General features: G+C 40.5%; 20 protein-coding genes. 13 read left to right on the top strand and 7 right to left on the bottom strand.

All coding sequences use genetic code 11. The features are described 5' to 3' along the window. The first annotated feature begins 25 nt into the window (after positions 1 to 25). Complete coding sequence (locus ACSC9N_RS07675) at positions 26 to 1891, top strand: SurA N-terminal domain-containing protein (protein WP_010326786.1); 1866 nt, start codon at positions 26 to 28, stop codon at positions 1889 to 1891. 82 nt (positions 1892 to 1973) lie between these two features. Here the strand turns inward: ACSC9N_RS07675 and ACSC9N_RS07680 are convergent, their stop codons facing one another. Continuing rightward, on the bottom strand, positions 1974 to 2843 hold the full coding sequence (locus tag ACSC9N_RS07680; RefSeq protein WP_010326785.1) for a DUF2797 domain-containing protein: 870 nt from the start codon (positions 2841 to 2843) through the stop codon (positions 1974 to 1976). 34 nt (positions 2844 to 2877) lie between these two features. Between ACSC9N_RS07680 and ACSC9N_RS07685 the strand changes: the two genes are divergently transcribed. Beyond that, complete coding sequence (locus ACSC9N_RS07685; RefSeq protein ID WP_004697025.1) at positions 2878 to 3345, top strand: DUF6231 family protein; 468 nt, start codon at positions 2878 to 2880, stop codon at positions 3343 to 3345. A 108-nt stretch (positions 3346 to 3453) separates the two neighbouring features. Beyond that, the gene (locus tag ACSC9N_RS07690) at positions 3454 to 4074 is read left to right on the top strand and encodes a YidB family protein (RefSeq protein WP_010326784.1); all 621 of its coding nucleotides are present in this window, start codon (positions 3454 to 3456) and stop codon (positions 4072 to 4074) included. A gap of 104 nt (positions 4075 to 4178) precedes the next feature. On the opposite strand, the gene ACSC9N_RS07695 is transcribed toward ACSC9N_RS07690, so the two are convergent. The 3 genes from ACSC9N_RS07695 to ACSC9N_RS07705 all read right to left on the bottom strand — a co-directional run bounded on the left by ACSC9N_RS07695 (position 4179) and on the right by ACSC9N_RS07705 (position 6216). Continuing rightward, complete coding sequence (locus ACSC9N_RS07695) at positions 4179 to 5231, bottom strand: porin (RefSeq protein WP_010326783.1); 1053 nt, start codon at positions 5229 to 5231, stop codon at positions 4179 to 4181. Positions 5232 to 5502: 271 nt separating this feature from the next. Further along, entirely contained in the window at positions 5503 to 5916 is a 414-nt protein-coding gene (locus tag ACSC9N_RS07700) for an HIT family protein (protein ID WP_004697031.1), read from the bottom strand. A gap of 30 nt (positions 5917 to 5946) precedes the next feature. Further along, positions 5947 to 6216: a YARHG domain-containing protein gene (locus ACSC9N_RS07705; protein ID WP_004697032.1), complete on the bottom strand. Its 270-nt coding sequence runs from the start codon at positions 6214 to 6216 to the stop codon at positions 5947 to 5949. A 380-nt stretch (positions 6217 to 6596) separates the two neighbouring features. Between ACSC9N_RS07705 and ACSC9N_RS07710 the strand changes: the two genes are divergently transcribed. Further along, positions 6597 to 7310: a transglutaminase-like domain-containing protein gene (locus ACSC9N_RS07710; RefSeq protein WP_029575034.1), complete on the top strand. Its 714-nt coding sequence runs from the start codon at positions 6597 to 6599 to the stop codon at positions 7308 to 7310. Positions 7311 to 7381: 71 nt separating this feature from the next. Here the strand turns inward: ACSC9N_RS07710 and ACSC9N_RS07715 are convergent, their stop codons facing one another. Both ACSC9N_RS07715 and ACSC9N_RS07720 read right to left on the bottom strand, forming a co-directional pair. Continuing rightward, positions 7382 to 8254 carry an NAD(P)-dependent oxidoreductase gene (locus tag ACSC9N_RS07715; protein WP_010326781.1) on the bottom strand — a complete coding sequence of 291 codons (873 nt, stop codon included), beginning with the start codon at positions 8252 to 8254 and terminating at the stop codon, positions 7382 to 7384. Positions 8255 to 8269: 15 nt separating this feature from the next. Further along, on the bottom strand, positions 8270 to 9361 hold the full coding sequence (locus ACSC9N_RS07720) for an alpha/beta fold hydrolase (RefSeq protein WP_010326780.1): 1092 nt from the start codon (positions 9359 to 9361) through the stop codon (positions 8270 to 8272). A gap of 142 nt (positions 9362 to 9503) precedes the next feature. Here ACSC9N_RS07720 and ACSC9N_RS07725 point away from each other — a divergent pair, with 142 nt between their 5' ends. From ACSC9N_RS07725 to trpB, 9 genes are all read left to right on the top strand, one after another. Beyond that, positions 9504 to 10691 (top strand): O-succinylhomoserine sulfhydrylase, encoded by a 1188-nt coding sequence (locus tag ACSC9N_RS07725; RefSeq protein WP_010326779.1) that lies wholly within the window; start codon positions 9504 to 9506, stop codon positions 10689 to 10691. A gap of 28 nt (positions 10692 to 10719) precedes the next feature. After that, complete coding sequence (locus ACSC9N_RS07730) at positions 10720 to 11049, top strand: YbaB/EbfC family nucleoid-associated protein (protein WP_004697049.1); 330 nt, start codon at positions 10720 to 10722, stop codon at positions 11047 to 11049. Positions 11050 to 11065: 16 nt separating this feature from the next. After that, positions 11066 to 11662: a recombination mediator RecR gene (gene recR, locus ACSC9N_RS07735; protein ID WP_010326778.1), complete on the top strand. Its 597-nt coding sequence runs from the start codon at positions 11066 to 11068 to the stop codon at positions 11660 to 11662. Between the two features lie 206 nt (positions 11663 to 11868). Then, positions 11869 to 13011, top strand: coding sequence for a ribonuclease D (locus ACSC9N_RS07740; protein ID WP_010326777.1), 1143 nt, complete (start codon positions 11869 to 11871; stop codon positions 13009 to 13011). A 129-nt stretch (positions 13012 to 13140) separates the two neighbouring features. Beyond that, positions 13141 to 13449, top strand: coding sequence for a YcgL domain-containing protein (locus ACSC9N_RS07745; protein ID WP_004984643.1), 309 nt, complete (start codon positions 13141 to 13143; stop codon positions 13447 to 13449). Positions 13450 to 13471: 22 nt separating this feature from the next. Beyond that, on the top strand, positions 13472 to 13855 hold the full coding sequence (locus ACSC9N_RS07750) for a hypothetical protein (RefSeq protein ID WP_004697064.1): 384 nt from the start codon (positions 13472 to 13474) through the stop codon (positions 13853 to 13855). Positions 13856 to 13877: 22 nt separating this feature from the next. Beyond that, on the top strand, positions 13878 to 14729 hold the full coding sequence (locus ACSC9N_RS07755; protein WP_004697065.1) for an AAA family ATPase: 852 nt from the start codon (positions 13878 to 13880) through the stop codon (positions 14727 to 14729). Positions 14730 to 14742: 13 nt separating this feature from the next. Next, positions 14743 to 15930 (top strand): vWA domain-containing protein, encoded by a 1188-nt coding sequence (locus ACSC9N_RS07760; RefSeq protein ID WP_063454280.1) that lies wholly within the window; start codon positions 14743 to 14745, stop codon positions 15928 to 15930. Positions 15931 to 15972: 42 nt separating this feature from the next. After that, complete coding sequence (gene trpB / locus ACSC9N_RS07765) at positions 15973 to 17181, top strand: tryptophan synthase subunit beta (RefSeq protein WP_439036130.1); 1209 nt, start codon at positions 15973 to 15975, stop codon at positions 17179 to 17181. A 135-nt stretch (positions 17182 to 17316) separates the two neighbouring features. Here the strand turns inward: trpB and ACSC9N_RS07770 are convergent, their stop codons facing one another. Continuing rightward, positions 17317 to 17748 carry a CBS domain-containing protein gene (locus ACSC9N_RS07770; protein ID WP_010326774.1) on the bottom strand — a complete coding sequence of 144 codons (432 nt, stop codon included), beginning with the start codon at positions 17746 to 17748 and terminating at the stop codon, positions 17317 to 17319. Positions 17749 to 17756 lie beyond the last annotated feature (8 nt).

Consider the following 17756-nt stretch of genomic DNA (forward strand, 5'->3'; position numbering starts at 1 on the left):
GGGCAAATAAAATATTGGAATACTTATGGAATCTTTTCGTAAAGTTATTAAGGGTTGGTTGGGCAAGGCTTTGCTCATTTTGTTTTTGACCCCTTTAGCACTTGTAGGTATTGAAGGATATTTTAGTAGCGGATCAAAAGACGCTGTGAAATCAGTCAATGGCCAAGATATTTCTGAAAAGGAATTAGAGACCTTAACCGCTTCCTTTAAAGAACAATTCTTAGCTTATGCCAATGGGGATGAAACTTTACTGAACCAAAGCTTTATCAAAGATAAAGCGATGGACCAACTGATCGCAAATACTTTGTTATTGCAACAGGCTGAAAAGCTGGGCATTTCACTTAGTGATACTCAAATTGAACAGATGATTGCTCAACAGCCAAGTTTTCAAGAAAATGGAAAATTTTCAGAAACGCGTTATTCAAGCTATTTGCAGTCTGTGGGTATGAGTAGTGATGCGCTCGTTGCAAACTTACGTCAAGACCATGCATTAAAAATGATGCGTTCGACTTTTGTTGATTATGCATTGGTGAGTAAACTAGATATTCAACAAATCGCTAACTTACAAACAGAACAGCGTACTGTGCAGTTTGCCAATGTAAATCTTGATGAATATAAAAAGAACGTCAAGGTTTCAGCACAAGAGATTGAAAACTATTACAAGCAACACCCAACCATGTTTAAACAAGTGGCAAGTGTAGATGTTGACTATGTGTTGTTAACACCAGCCAATGTGCCGGCTGCTGCTTCACCTGTTACAGATGCGGAGTTGCAGCAAGCCTATACACAGTTTGTTGAAGCACAAAAAGATAATGTTGCGCCTTTGGTTAAACATATTCTGATTACAACGGATGCACGTACAGATGCTGAAGCAAAAAAACGTGCAGAAGAAGTTGTTGCAAAAATTAAAGCAGGCACAAGCTTTGCTGCAGCTGCGGCTCAATACTCTGAAGATACTGCATCTAAAGCGAATGGTGGTGCTTTAGCCGTTTATAACAAAGGCACTTTTGGTGATGCTTTTGACCAAGCTGTAGCATCGCTTAAATCGGGTCAAGTGTCAGTGCCTGTAAAAACTGAATTTGGTTACCATGTCATTGAAACTGATGCACCAGCTGTGAAGTTGCCATCTTTTGAAAATGAAAAAGCACGTTTGACTGAGGAAGTTCAGAAGAATAAAACAGCCAATGCATTCTCTGATACTGTAAACAGTTTAAATGAACTGGTTGTAGACTCAGATGCTTTAGACGTGGTGTCTCAAGAAGTTAAAGGTGTACAAGTTCAAACTGTAAAAGGCATGACCTTATCTACACAGCATCCTGTATTAAGTAATGCCGCGGTAAAAGTGAAACTGTTTAATGATGACGTTAAAAACGGTGATCGTAACGCGACCAGCAGCATTCAACTTCCGAATGGGGATGTGGTTTGGGCAAAAGTACGTGATTATCATGCGGCAGGTGTCCAAACTCTTCAAGAAGCAACACCACGTGTGAAAGCAAAATTGGTTGAACAAAAAGCTTATGATGCTGCTAAAGCCAAAATTGCTCAAAGTTTAAAAGACTTTAAAACTCAACCAGCAGCATCAGTTGTTGCCAAGAGTGGCTTAGCCTTTACTGCACCGCAAGTGTTTATTCGTTCACAAGGTTTACCGCGTGCAGTTGAGCGTGCGGCGTTTAGCCAAGCGGCACCAAAAGCAGGACAGTGGTCTGTAACAACAGCATTATTGCCAACAGAAATGGTGGTGGTCGCGGTATCAAACGTAAACAAGACGACGTCTAGTGCATTGACGGATGAGCAGTTGGCTGAGCTTTCGAAGTTATATCAACAACTTCGTGGTCAGCAAGAAGCTGAAGATTATGTGCAATACTTAAAAGCACATGCGAAAATTAAATAATCGCACGCTATAAAAAAACCTGCATTCGTGCAGGTTTTTTTATGTATAGAGATAGTCAAATTCTACTTAAGGGTAAGTAGCTTTAGGCACGGATTTTGAGCTCATAACCTGAATATTTACGAATATTAATCACACCCGTATCTAAAATCAGGTACTGACCTTTAATCCCTTGTAACTTACCGCGAATAACTGGGGTTTTATCCAGATTGTGGGATTTAATTTTCTCAGGATATTGCTCAACTGGATAAACAAACTCGCGTGGCAGTTCAGTTTCCAAAAGGTCAACTGTTTCATTGAATTCAAGATTTTGACTAAATTCCTCACGAATGGTTTGGATTTTAGGTGCAAATTCTTCGATGAGTTGTTCGCGAACTTCAATCAAGTCGAGTGGTTCAGCTTCGCCTTTGAGTAATTTGCGCCAATCGGTTTTGTCTGCCACTTGTGTGCCAAACATAATTTCGAGCTGGCCTGAAAGACGGCGCGAACCGACTTTCATAATTGGAAGGGCTTGGGTTGCACCTTGATCGAGCCAACGGGTTGGCATTTGGCTAATCCTTGTAATCCCAACTTTTAGGGCACTTGAGTTGGCTAAATAAACAATATGAGGCTGAAAGCAAACTTCATGCGCGAAGCTGTCTTCTCGGCAGGTGCCTAAGTGGTAGTGACAGGTTTCAGGTTTCATGATGCACATGTCACAAGAGGCTTTGGTTTTAAAGCACTTGAAGCAATGGCCTTGTGAAAACGATTTAGATGTTTTAGCACCACATGAAACACAGAAGATTTTACCAGTCCATTCTATCTCGATTTCTTGACCCAAGTTAAAAGGAAGGTCAACTTCTGAACGATCTAGGATAAATTTATATTCAACATTTGCCTTGTGTGTATGTTGATCAGTTACACTAAGGTCCTTAAGACCTGCATGCATTTTATGGCAAATGCCTTGAAGTTCCATACAGAATTACTCACTCAATATTAAGGATGCGGTTATGGCTGAACTGAACGTCATTACTTCTATGCTAGACGATTTATCTCAAGAACAGCCTATTTCAACTGCATTGTGCATTGGGCAGGATCTCAGCCCAAATCATCATCAATCTATTCAATGGCAATATTTTAGCGTATCTGACTTTTTAAGTCTGCCTTTTACCCAGCGCTATGATTTAGGTTTTGTGCTTTTTGATACGGCAGAAATGCAAAATATAAGCTCACAACAAAAATCACAACTATTGGTGCGTTTAAGAGATTTGATGGCAAAGCGTATTGTGGTGGTGAGTCAATTGCAGGATGAACAACTACTTCGTGCTTTAGGTTTTACTCAACTAATCGATAAAACGACGCATGGTAAAGACTTTGCTTTATGGCAATTTAATATTTTGACCTATAAGCATGTGCCTGACTGGTTTAATTCAAAGTTTTGGGCGAATCCTGAAAACTGGAATAAATTCCGTTGGTGATTTGACTGCGACTGTATTTTTCCATTCATAGCAAAAATTAACAATTTATTTCTATAGGGTTTTTTTAAACATCGTATGCTGTTTAAAAAACCTAGAAAGGATAAAGTGATGACGAACCTGAATAATATTATAGAAATTTTAGCAAAGCAGGCCATGGGCGGTCAGCAACAGTCAAACCAACAAAGTGGTTTGGGTGGAATTTTGGGTTCGGTGCTTGGACAACTCGGGGCGGGTGGTACAGGCCAAACACAACAGGGTGGTCTGGGCGATATTTTAGGTTCGGTGTTGGGCGGTTTGACTGGTGGACAGTCACAACAGATGCCAAACTCGCAGAACTCAGGATTTGCAGGCGGTGGGAAAAGTTTATTGATTGCGGTATTGCCTTTGATTTTGGCATGGATTCAACAGCAAGGTGGTTTGCAAGCAGCTTTAGATAAACTCAAAGGACAGGGTTTAAGCAGTCAGGTCGAGGACTGGGTTTCAACAGGGCCAGGAGAAAATGCCAGTGTAAATCCAGAGCAAGTGCAAAACTTGTTTGATGATGCCGCGGTGGAGCAAGTTGCAGAGCAAGCGAATGCACCTAAACAAGATGTATATAGTGCTATTTCACAAGTATTACCGCAAATTATTGATTCACTCACCCCGCAAGCAGGACAAACCAATCCTCAAGAAGCCAACGCGGATATCCAACAGGTATTGAACTTGGTTTCGGGTTTTTTAAAACGCTAAATTCACAATAAAAAAGCCATCCTAGAATGGCTTTTTTATTACTTGAAATTCTAGATTAAAAAACACGCCGAAGCGTGTTTTTTAATTTTTAGGGGAGCGCTAACTTAGAAGTCGTAACGCATTCCTAGAGAAAGACCAAGACTGTTTTCACCCGCTACACCGCTTACGCTGTTTGTACGGCCTTCTTTCCAAGGGGTTAGGTTTGATTTGTCATCATTAATAACCGTTGCCAAGTTACCGTATAAACGAACTGCTTTGTCTAGGCGGTGCTCAAGGCCAACAGCGAGTAATGTTGAGTTTGCATCATCTGCATCGACATCACGGTAGAATACTTCACCACGTACTAAAGTTTTTGGAGCAAACTTGTATTCACCCGCTACACCAAAGACTTGTGCATCAGGAGTAACTGTAGAGTTGTCATGTTGTAGGAATTGGTACATGCCACCTAAGTTAAAGTCAGGGGTGATTTTGTATGCGCCAGCGATACGGAAACCATCACGCTCACCGCTAGTTGCTTCTTCTTCATAGTGTTCGTATGCAGCAGCGAAGTCGACGTTACCTTCTTTATAGGTTAAAGCTAAGTCATAAGCTTTATCTTTGTCTTTAGCACCATCTTTTGTTGCATCTGGGCTATTTGCTTCATGTAAAGAAAGTGCACCTAATACATTGAAGCCATTACCAAATTTAGGTGATTTATATTCGATAGTATTTGCATTACGCTCATCAAACTTCAAGTTACCTACACGTGTTACGTTACGTACGTCACCAACCATGTCGCCAAAGAAGTTGATTGGACCGCGTGCAGCCTTGAATGGGCTGTCAAAACGACCCACACGTGCTTGACCGAAGTCACCTTTTAAGCCTACAAAAGTATCTCGTGTTGCAAACTCAAGGTCGCTATTTGATGAACCGCTTGCGAAATTGATTTCTTGTTCAATTTGGCCGAATACAGTCATGCCATTTTCAAGCTCTTGTTCAGCCTTGAAGCCTAAGCGTGAAGAGTTTGAAGAGATTCCAACTTCGTTATAGTCAGCGCCATCATCTAGATAGTCTAAAGAAACATGCGCACGGCCATAAATTTTTACGTCAGCAGCCATCGCTAAAGCTGGTGTAAGTAAAGTTGCCCCAACTGCTAATGCGCAAAGTGTTTTTTTCATGTGTAGCTCCAAGAAAGACTTTTTGTTGATTCGTCTATAAAAGGTTATTCAGTCGTCTTTTTATTCATCAGACTTCTGTCTCTTGGCGCTCATTATTGATTACAAATAAGTCATTAATATTAAGGGAATATTACAAAAATATTAAACAAGTCAATGTCAAATGCATTTCCGCGATAAATTGTTAAGCTTGATTTTGAGAACTTAGATTATTGATCTTATTTATTTTTAGACCTAAAAAAGGAGCCGAAGCTCCTTGATTGAATGGATGGAATTACAAAGCAGCGCGAATTTTTTCTGCTTGTGCTTTGATTTTTTCTTGATCACCCATTTGCAACGCATGCTTACCTAGCTCATGTACCGAACTCGGAATGAGGTGGAAATGTACATGGGGAACGGTTTGCCCAGCAGCAGCTCCAGACAGTTGCATGAGGACAATGCCTTGGGCATCCAAACCGACTTCAATGGCTTTTGCTACTTTTTGTACCACTTGAATGGTGTAGGCAGCAGCATCGGCAGGGAGGTCGAGTAAAGTTACTGCAGGTGTTTTGGGTATGACTAAAGTATGACCGTCTGCTTGAGGCATAATATCCATGAATGCAAGAACTTGGTCATCTTCATATACTTTAATGGCTGGAAGTTCACCACGTAAAATTCGTGCAAAAATGTTTTGCTCATCGTAAGCCATGTCTATTCCTTAAGTTTCGCTTAAACTGATTTACTTACAGTTTAATTCTTTTTGACGTTCTTTAATCGCGTCAAGACGTTGTTGCTCTTTTTCAGAGAATTTCGGTTTAGTGGTGTAGCAATTATCATTGCCAAATTTTGCTTTCGCTTCAGGGTCCTTAAAACAGAAACCTTTAGATGCATAAATGACATCATGATCATCTTTTAATTTTTGACACTCTTGCTCAGGTGATGCCGCAAAACTTTGCGCCCCGATTAATGTTGCAAGACTGGCAAAAACCGCTACAGTCAACTTTTTCATGAGAATTTCCTCAGTTTGTAACATTGTATGTAGTCACACTATTACTTTATAGGGGTTTGTTCTGTTTATTCAATGGTGAGTTCTTACTCAATTGTAATTTTACTTCATAATTGCTGCATATAATACATAAAATTTATATATATCAATAGCTTTTAAGATGGTGGATAGAAATGGATATTTAAGTTTTTTATGTAATTTAGTCTATTTTTTACAACTTTTCTTAGGCTCTAATATTTTTAGATTTCATTGAGAGGGCCACAGTGCTTCGGTGCGTCAGCTTTTTTAACCTTTAATATTCGCCTCATCTCAAATTCTATTTCAGGAATTTTTTACGATTAGCAATGAGTTTTTTTAAGTTATTCATTATTGGAGAGCTGAGTATGCTAAGGCTATTAGAACAGACGCCGATTTTAGATTATTACCATCCATCGATTCAAAATTTGATTGAACAGCGCAAATGGAGAGATCTTGATGAAGTTAATAAGGTGAGGAATATTTATAACTTTGTTCGTGATGAAGTTCAATTTGGCTATAACACGGGAGATACGATACAGGCATCTCAAGTCTTAAGCGACGGTTATGGTCAGTGTAATACCAAAGCAACGTTATTGATGGCGTTACTCCGAGCGGTGGTTGAAGCCACTCGGATACATGGGTTTACCATCGATAAAGCCTTACAAAAAGGTGCAATCAAAGGCATTTGGTATAAGTTATCGCCCAAGAATATTTTGCATAGTTGGGTCGAAGTTCATGTGAATGGACAATGGTATATTTTGGAGGGTGTAATTCTTGATCGACTTTATCTAGAAAAATTACAAAGTATAAATAAGCATCAAACAAAAATTTTTTGTGGTTTTGGGGTATTTACCGAGAACTTTGAAAATCCACCTATCGATTGGAATTTGAATGATACTTTTATCCAAGACAAGGGGATTAATCAAGATTTCGGTTTATTTGCTAGCCCAGATGATTTTTATAATATGCACCAACAAGAACTTAGTCCGATACAACGTATGGCTTTTAAATATGTAGTCAGACACTTAATGAATAAAAATGTCAATAAAATTAGAAATATACAAAAAGCCTCTTTATGAGGCTTTTTGTTCGGCCATCGGAATAGCTTAACTTATGATTAAAGTTAAAGTATGACTGACTATGATAAGCATTACTCTAAAGTAATTTTGCTCCATGACTCATATAGTTTAACTGCTGAAGAAAAATCGCTGTCTGCTTCAGATAAATCACTAGCAGTTTGAATTAAACTTTGAGCCAGTCCAATCACAGGTGCGGATAGTTTTGCTTCGCGGACTAAATCAACGGCAATGCCCGTATCTTTTGCTAATAGAGGGAGTGCAAAAGTAAGCGGGAAGCTGCGGTTGAGAATGCGCTGTGGTAAAACAGTTTCAGTTACGCCACTTTTACCACTAGACGCATTAATGCAATCTAATGCTTCGTTTAAGTTTACGCCATGGGCTTTTAGGGTGGTAAACCCTTCGGCAACAGCACAGAGGTTCACAGCCAAAAGCATATTGTTTACGGCTTTAACTGCAAAACCAGCACCCGATTCGCCCACGTGTTTAATCAGTTTACCAAACGCTTGAATGGCTGGTAATGCGCGTTCAAAAGCAGCTGTATCACCACCGATCATAACCGTAAGGGTTGCATTATCAGCGCCAATAGTTTGACCACTCACAGGTGCATCTAAAAAGTCCACACCATGTTGTTTAAGTTGTTCAGCTACTTTTTTTGCAGAAGAGGGTACACCGCTGGTGCAATCGACCCAAATACTGCCTGCTTTAAGCTCAACTTGCGCAAGTAAGTCTTCAATATCTTGACTGGTTGGAAGGCAAGAGAAGACTACATCGGCCTGAACGGCTTGCGCAAGTTCCACTGCCTGCGTGCCATAGGCTTCTGCATGTTGTTTTGCTTTATCAAAATTGCGATTCCATACCCACACGTGTTCAAAGTGTTTAGGTAAGTGTGATGCCATGCGATAACCCATGGCGCCTAGACCGATAAATGCAACTGACTGAATCATGTCAAACCTTAGTATTTAAATTTTACTTGAACGTTCACTTAACCACTGAGCCAGTTGTGGCCAAAATTCATCGGCACTACGCTTACTCGACATCAGTCCTAAATGTCCCCCTGGGATAAGAGTAAACGTGACATCGGTGCTACTTGTCAATTGGGTTAATGGTTGAGCTGCCTCTGCTGTAACAAGTTGGTCTGTTGTGCCCGCAGCCACAAGCAATGAGCACTGTATATTTTTTAAAGCAATGCTTTTCTCATTTAATGTGATTAGTCCAGTTTTGAGTGGATTACGCAGCCAAACATTAAAAAGCATGTCTTGATTGATGCCTCCGGGATAATCAATCATACGATTGAGAAAACCGCCGATGGTGGCATGTTCATACAAGGCTTCATGGTCATCTAAATTAAGCAGTAGATTCTTATGACTTTGAAACCAGCCGATAGGATCAATGATTTTAAAACCAAAAGTATTTAACCCTCCAGAGGTATGAAGCAGACGCTTCGGTATTTTGCCCTGATAAATTTGTTGTTGTAATGCTTTGCTTTTTGAAATGATTCGATTGAGATATGCAAAGAACTGGCCATTTCGCCCAGATTTATAACTGTCTATTGGACTCCCTAAAACCATTAAATTTTTCACAAAATTGGGTTGATGTAAGGCGGTATACAAGGTCACGAAAATGCCAGCCATACTCCAGCCATGCAGGGAAATTTGCTCGCTATCACTATGTTTTAAAATGCTTTGTATACAGAGTGGAATATAATGATCAATAAACGTCAGAAAGTTAAAATGACGGTTATGAATATTTAATTTCCCCCAATCAATCACATATACGGCAAAGCCTTGCTGTTGGAAGTACTTCACCAGCGAGCGATAAGGATAAAGGTCGTAAATAGACATATTGATGGCTAGCGGGACCACAAAAACTAAGGGTTCTTTATATTTACGCACTTCAGGCGCGTAATAGCGAATTTGGGTCAGATCAAATGTTTCAATCACTTCATAAGCCGTGCTTTGCGACAAAATGAGTGACTTTCCATTAAAAATGCGCGTAGAAAGATTCTTTAATTTATTTTGATGTATTGAAATTTTAGTTTTTAAAGCGTGCATATAGGTCTTAGATCTCAAATAAGCAGAAAGTTTGATCGAAGTCTAATCAATATTCGCGTATTTTACCTTGACCTTAAATAGCCTAGACGCTCAAAATGTTGGCAATTCTTTACAAAGGCAGTCTGTCGACTGAACCAGAGCCATGAGCCTACAAGACGAATTTGAATACCAATTAGATACCTTAGCCATTCGTACTGGGCATACGCGTAGTTTCGAGGGAGAACATGGCGAACCTATCTTTCTAACTTCATCATTTGTCTATGAAAATGCAGCAGAGGCCGCAGCAAAATTTTCAGGTCAAGAGCCAGGGAACATCTACTCGCGTTTTACCAACCCAACTGTTGCAATGTTTGAAAAACGCCTTGCAGCTTTAGAAGGTGCAGAACGTGCAGTGGCAACCAGTTCGGGTATGGCCGCAATTATGGCCGTGGCAATGTCATTTTTAAAACTGGGCGATCATGTGATTTGTTCACGTGCGGTATTTGGTTCGACCGTATCTTTGTTTGAAAAATATGTGGCTAAGTTTGGTGTAACTGTCGACTTTGTCGATTTAACAGATTTAGATGCATGGAAAAATGCCGTTAAGCCTGAAACTAAATTGCTCTTTGTTGAGTCTCCGTCGAATCCTTTGGCTGAAGTGGCAGACGTTCAAGCACTTGCTGATATCGCACATGCCAATGGCGCACTTTTAGCGATTGATAATAGTTTCTGTACACCCGTTTTGCAGCGTCCAATTGAGTTTGGTGCGGACTTGGTGATTTATTCAGCGACGAAGTATTTGGACGGTCAAGGTCGTGCTCTTGGTGGTGCAGTAGTGGGTAGTTATAAACTACTCGAAGAAGTATTTGGTTATGTGCGTACTACAGGGCCTTCAATGAGTCCTTTCAATGCATGGGTATTCTTAAAAGGCTTAGAGACTCTACGTTTACGTATGCGTGAGCATTCAGCAAGTGCGCAAAAGCTAGCAGAATTCTTAAATACACACCCGAAAGTCGAAAAAGTGTATTACGCAGGTTTACCAGAGCATATTGGGCATGAACTTGCAGCGAAGCAACAAACAGGCTTTGGTGGGATCGTTTCTTTTGAAGTGAAAGGCGAGCGCGAAGGGGCATGGACTGTTATTGACAATACTCAGTTTATTTCAATTACAGGTAACTTGGGCGATGCCAAATCGACCATTACCCATCCTGCAACGACTACCCATGGCAAACTTTCACCAGAAGCGAAACAAGCCGCAGGAATTCGTGAAGGTTTAATTCGTGTTTCTGTTGGTTTAGAAGATATTGATGATATTATTCGCGATATCACACGTGGTTTAGACTTAATCTAATTTTTTAATTTTATGTTCGGAGATTTTAATGAACATTAATATGTTAATGCAGCAAGCTCAACGCATGCAAAAAGACATGGAAAGCAACATTAAAAAAGCCAAAGAAGAGCTTGCGCAAACTGAAGTGCATGCTGAAGCTGGTGGTGGTTTGGTTAAAGTGACGATGACTTGCCGCAATGTGGTAAAACGTATCGAAATCAATCCTGAATTATTGCAAGATGATGCAGATATGATTGAAGACTTAATTGCTGCGGCAATGAATGATGCTGCACGTCAGGCCGAAGTAATCACTGAAGAGCGGATGAAAGCTGCGAACTCAGGTGCAGGCTTACCACCGGGTCTTGCTGGTTTATTCTAATTAAGGAATACGTATAGTGTTTAGCGATCGTTTTGATCAACTGGTACAAGCTTTACGTATTTTGCCAAGTGTTGGGCCGAAATCGGCTCAGCGCATGGCGCTTCATCTGATTATGAAAAATCGTGAAGGGGCTGTGGGTCTTGCACATGCTTTAAACGAAGCCACCAGCTATATTCACGAATGCAGTTTGTGTCACTCACTGACTGAAAACGAAGTTTGTGATATTTGCATCTCGCATGAACGTGACGATCAACTCCTTTGTGTGGTTGAGTCTCCCGCAGATGTGATGGCGATTGAGCAAAGTGGCAGTTTCCGCGGTAAGTACCATGTATTGGGTGGGCATTTATCTCCACTTGATGGTATTGGGCCTGAAGAGATCGGCATTCCTTATCTAATCCAGCGTTTAGGCGATGGTAAAGTAACAGAAGTGATTTTGGCGACCAATGCAACGGTAGAAGGTCAGGCCACAGCGCATTATTTGGTTGAGGCGACGAAACATTTACCGATCCAAATGACGCGTATTGCACAAGGCGTACCACAGGGTGGCGAACTTGAATATGTCGATAGTCATACCTTAAGCCAAGCTGTACATAACAGAATGCGAATGAAATAAGTATTTCGATACTTGTTTCATTTTTTAGTTGAGCTACAAGATTGAAATCTTGAGTAAGATAAAAAAAATATTAATTTGAATCTAGTTGTATAAAAAAATCACAAAAAACGGCAAATAATTAAAAAACCCTTAGAAATCTTGATAGCTAAATGATCTTATTCAGGTAAGATAGCCCAAAGAGCATCTAGCATTAGACGCAGTAGGATATGTTTCAGTTTATTCAGCAGCAACAAGACTTAACACCAGTCTTAGAAAAAATGGATCGTAACGAAGTCTATGGACTCGATACAGAATTCATCAAAGTCGATACCTTATGGCCAAAGTTAGGCGTATTTCAAATCAATGTCGAAAACAATGTCTATTTACTCGATGGTACGACACTCGATTTATCTGAATTTTGGAATAAACTTTTTCGTGCACAGCAAAATGTCTTTCATGCATGTAGTGAAGATATCGACCTGATTTATCACTATGCACAGCATAAAACCTTAAACAATGTATTTGATACCCAAGTGGGTATGTCTTTCTTAGGACATGGTCTACAAGTGAGCTATCAAAATGCACTGAAACAAATGTTGGATGTCGATATCGATAAAGGGGAAACCCGCTCAAACTGGTTGGCGCGTCCATTGAGCCCTGCACAACTGAGCTATGCGGCAAACGATGTGCTGTACTTGATGAATCTCTCAGAAAAAGTTAAACAAGAACTAGATTCAAAGTCACTCTTAAATTTTGCACTTGAGGACTGTCAGCATCTGACGCAAGAGATCGCGACAGAAACGCCTTTGCATTTACTCTATCAAGATATTGGTAACTATCGACATTCACGTCGTCAGTTAATGCAGTTGCAGCAGTTGGCTGTATGGCGTGAGCACATGGTGAAAGCGCTAAATACACCACGTAGTTTCATTTTGAAAAACTCAAGCATGATTGATTTGGTTGAGAAAAATCCAAAAAATGCTTTTCAGTTATCGGGTGTAAAAGACATACGTCAAAACGTCGTCCGCGAGCACGGTAAAACCATTTTAGATTTGGTGAAATTCTTGCCTGAGCAAGCAGATTGGCCACTACGTATGGCACGTCCGATCCGTCATTCTTCAAAAGATGTGGGGGAGAAGATTGATCACTTAATTCAAAATGTGGTCAATGAAACCAGCATTCCTAAAGAAGTGTTGATGCGCAAAAAGTGGATGAACGCGCTGCATCAACATGTGGTTTTTCATAATGATGAGCAAGACTTGCCTGATTATTTATTAGGTTGGCGCTATGATTTGTTAACCCAACCTTTAATTCAACTCCTACGCCGTGATGAAAGCTATCTTTCAACGCAAATGAAAGTCATGGATTAATAATTAGTCAATTGGTCTGAAGTTTGAATATTTATACAAAATCACGACTAATGCGTTAATCATGACTAATGTCAGCTGCTTTTATTTGATGTATCCTGTGGCTTGAGTTATTTGAGTGCTGTTTTAGATATGCAATGTTCTATTTATAAATCAAGCAAAAAAGATGAAATGTATCTTTATATTGCTTGTCCAACTGAAGCTGATCAAGCCGCTGAAGATTTTAGCCCATTGAATGTTTTACCTGAAGCTGTTCGTGTTGCATTTGGTCGAGCGACTTTTGTGATGTCGTTAGAGCTGAGTGAAGCGCGTAAATTGGCCCGTGTAAATGTATTGCATGTCATGGATTCGATTCAAACTCAGGGCTTCTTCCTACAAATGCCGCCAGAAGGATTAATCAATCCGAACGCTGCGGCACCAGAAGGCCTTCGTGGCGCATAAAGCATAATTCAGGAGTTGCACCGTGGATAGTTTTCTTTCAATGCTCGATTCAATTCCTGAAGACAGTATTGCTGTCACAGTTTACCTTTTGGGCAGTTTGCTAATTTTGTGGTGTTGGTATTCCATTGCTACACGCCTGCCGAAGCTGTTGGGTGGCATCACATGGATGATGATCTTTGCCATTTTATTGACGCCAACGGTTTCCGAAGGTCCAAACTCATCGATTGCACCGGCTATTTTTGGCTTGCTTTTCGGTGTGTTAACGAAAGAATCAGCACTCATTTGGTCAAATTTGTCACTGATTCTCTTTGTCATGGGTGTGGGGCTTGTGATCGGTTTCTTTTGGTCAAAATATGTGGCTAATAAAACCAAAGCAGTTGTCAGTAACAATCATTCACCGCTGTAATTAATAAAAATAAGGTTTAATCATGTCTGTTGAAACACAACAATTTACGGGTACAGATCAGTACATCGCTACCGATAGTTTAAAACTTGCTGTAAAAGCTGCACGTAGCTTACAAAAGCCTTTGTTGGTCAAAGGTGAGCCGGGTACGGGCAAAACTTTACTGGCTGAACAAGTGGCTGAAAGCTTAGGCTTAAAATTATTGACTTGGCACATCAAGTCAACCACAAAAGCCCAGCAAGGTTTATATGAGTATGATGCAGTTTCACGTCTACGTGACAGCCAACTGGGTGACGACCGTGTTTATGACATTAAAAACTATATTAAACCGGGTAAGTTGTGGGAAGCATTCACCAGTGAAGAACGTTGTGTTTTATTGATTGATGAAATTGATAAGGCGGACATTGAGTTTCCAAACGACTTGTTGCATGAATTGGATAAGATGTCTTTCTATGTCTATGAGACGGGCGAAACTATTACTGCATCACAACGTCCTATTGTGATTATTACTTCAAATAATGAAAAAGAACTTCCTGATGCATTCTTGCGTCGTTGTTTCTTCCATTATATTGAATTTCCAGATGATGCAACTATGCGTGAAATTATTGATGTTCATTTTCCGCAAATTTCAACGGCATTGGTCAATGAAGCATTACAAGTTTTCTTCAAATTACGTCAAGTTCCGGGTCTAAAAAAACCACCATCAACTTCTGAATTGATTGACTGGTTAAGCTTGCTCATGGCTGATGATATGCCAGAAGATGTACTGCGTAATCATGATAAGTCTAAAGCCATTCCACCTTTATATGGCGCACTCATTAAAAACGAACAAGATGTACAGTTGCTTGAGCGTTTAGCCTTTATGTCGCGTCGCTAAAGGAGAGACACGCATGTTTGTGCGCTTGTTTTATACCTTACGCAAATACGGTGTTCCCGTCTCGACGCGTGAACTGATTGACCTGAATGAAGCTGTTGCTTCAGGCTTGGTCTTTGCCGATCAAGAAGAGTTCTATCAACTCGCCAAAACTATTATGGTGAAAGATGAACGCTTCTTTGACAAATTTGACCGAGGCATGAAGGACTATTTTGATGGGATTTCAACTTTTGATTTAGATGATTTACTGAATAAAGTTCAAAATTTACCGAAAGACTGGTTTGATTTAGAGCTCTTAGAAAAGCATCTAACTCCTGAGCAGCGTGAAGAATTAAAGAAAGCCGGTTCATTAGAAGAACTCATGAAAATGCTGGAAGAACGTTTGCGCGAGCAGCATAAGAAACATCAGGGTGGAAACAAGATGATCGGCACTGGAGGAACGTCTCCATTTGGTGCTTATGGTGATCATCCTGAAGGGGTGCGTATTGGTGGGCCAGGACGTAAACGTTCTGCTGTAAAAGTTTGGGAACAACGTAAATATCAGAATTTGGATGATGATCAAATTCTCGGAACGCGCCAAATGCAGATGGCATTGCGTCGTTTACGTAAATTTGCCAGACAAGGTGCGGCTGAAGAGTTAGACATCGACGGTACAATTCGTGAAACCGCGAAGCAAGGCATACTCGATGTGCAGCTCGTGCCTGAACGTCGTAATCGTATTAAGGTGCTGATGTTGTTTGATGTGGGTGGATCGATGGATTCACACATTGCACAATGCGAAAAACTGTTTAGTGCAGCGAAAACTGAGTTTAAAACCTTAGAGTATTTCTATTTCCATAACTGTTTGTATGACTATGTTTGGAAAGACAATGTACGTCGCTCAAGTACCCGTATGAATACGTGGGATTTATTCAATACCTATGGACGCGACTATCGTGTAATTGTGGTTGGGGATGCTTCTATGGCACCTTATGAACTCAATTCTGTGGGTGGTTCGGTTGAATATATGAATGATGAAGCAGGCAATGTCTGGCTACAGCGTTTACGCAATCATTTTGAAAAAACAGCATGGTTGAACCCAGAAGAAGATCGTTATTGGCATTACACTCATACGATTGGTTTGATTAAGCAAATTTTTGAAGACCATATGTACCCAATGACCCTCAAAGGCGTTGAGGATATGACCAAGTATTTAGCACGATAAAGCTGGAAAGAAAGCACATTTTAAGAATAAGGATCATAAAAAATGGATCATCAAATTAATGGTATTGCTTTGCCTAATGAAGCGGGCTTTTTTGGGAAATATGGTGGTCAGTTTATTCCACCTCACTTAAAAGCGGCAATGGATGACATTAAAGTCGCTTACGAGCAAATTCGTGTAACAGAAGAATTTCAAACTGAACTTGCTGAACTGTTTGCACACTATGTTGGTCGTCCAAGTCCGTTGTTTTATGCAAAACGGTTATCTGAACAGTTGGGCGGGGCACAGATTTATCTTAAACGTGAAGACTTAAACCACACAGGCGCACATAAAATTAATCACTGTTTGGGTGAAGCGCTGCTTGCAAAATATATGGGTAAAACCAAAGTGATTGCAGAAACAGGTGCAGGCCAACACGGCGTTGCATTAGCAACAGCTTGTGCTTTGTTCGGGATTCCATGTGAAATTCATATGGGGCAGGTGGATATTGAAAAAGAACATCCCAATGTTGTCAAAATGAAAATCCTTGGAGCAACACTCATTTCAGTGACACGTGGTACTGCAACGCTGAAAGATGCTGTGGACAGTGCTTTTGACGAGTATTTAAAAGATCCAACCAATTATATCTATGCTATTGGTTCGGTTGTTGGGCCACATCCATTTCCAATGATGGTGCGAGACTTCCAGTCGATTATTGGTAAAGAAATTAAAGAACAAACCCATGAGCGCTTTGGTGCGAACCCAGATTATGTGGTTGCATGTGTCGGTGGCGGTTCAAATGCTATGGGGGCTTTCACCGCATTTTTGAACGATGCTGATGTGAAATTGATTGGTGTCGAACCAGCAGGTCATGGTCTAGATACCGACATGCACTCGGCAACCTTAACTTTAGGTAAACCAAGTCAGATTCATGGTATGGCGTGTTATGTACTTGAAAATGATCAAGGTGAACCGTTACCAGTACATTCGATTGCTTCAGGTCTAGACTATCCTGGCGTCGGGCCTCAGCATAGTCTGCTGAAAGATTTAGGCCGTGTTGAATACACCACTGCGACTGATCAAGAGTGCTTGGATGCATTTATGCGGTTGTCACGTGTTGAAGGGATTGTCCCCGCACTTGAAAGTTCACATGCCGTAGCATGGGCACTTCGTGAAGCTCCAAAGTTGGCCAAAGATATTAAAATTGTGGTGAATGTATCTGGTCGTGGCGACAAAGATGCAGACTATGTCGCTGCAAAATTAGGTCTGAACTAAGTTTTAAGCCTTTCATATTTACATATAAAAATCCCTGCTTAGTGCAGGGATTTTTATATGGTTTCGGCTTTATTTTTTATCATTAGTAGCCAATGCTGAGTATAAGTTCATGATTGTACACGTAAAAATTAAAACTTAACCTGAAATATACTGTTGTAGTTGCTCAATCAGTTTCTTTTGATCATCCATTGCCGCTTTCACCAAGTCACCAATAGAAATGAGTCCCAATAATTTATCTTGCTCAACAACAGGCAAATGACGAAGGTGGCGGTCTGTCATCAGGTCTAAACATTCTTCAACCGTAACTGCTGTTGTTACGGTCAGTACCTTTGCTGTCATAATTTCATTGACTGTGGTTTGTTTTGAAGTACGTTCCATCAACATGACTTTGCGCATGTAGTCACGTTCGGACAATATACCTACAACGCGTTCTTCTTGTGTAACCACAAGCGCACCAATGCCTTTATCTGCCATAAGTGAAATTGCTTCAAGAACCGTGGCTTCAGGGCTGATGGTGTAGATTGCTTGATGTACTTTATCTTTTAATACTTGAGCAACATTGGTCATAGGGCATA

Origin of the sequence: Acinetobacter sp. PC34 (assembly GCF_051789135.1) — a bacterium.
Taxonomy (GTDB): domain Bacteria; phylum Pseudomonadota; class Gammaproteobacteria; order Pseudomonadales; family Moraxellaceae; genus Acinetobacter; species Acinetobacter johnsonii.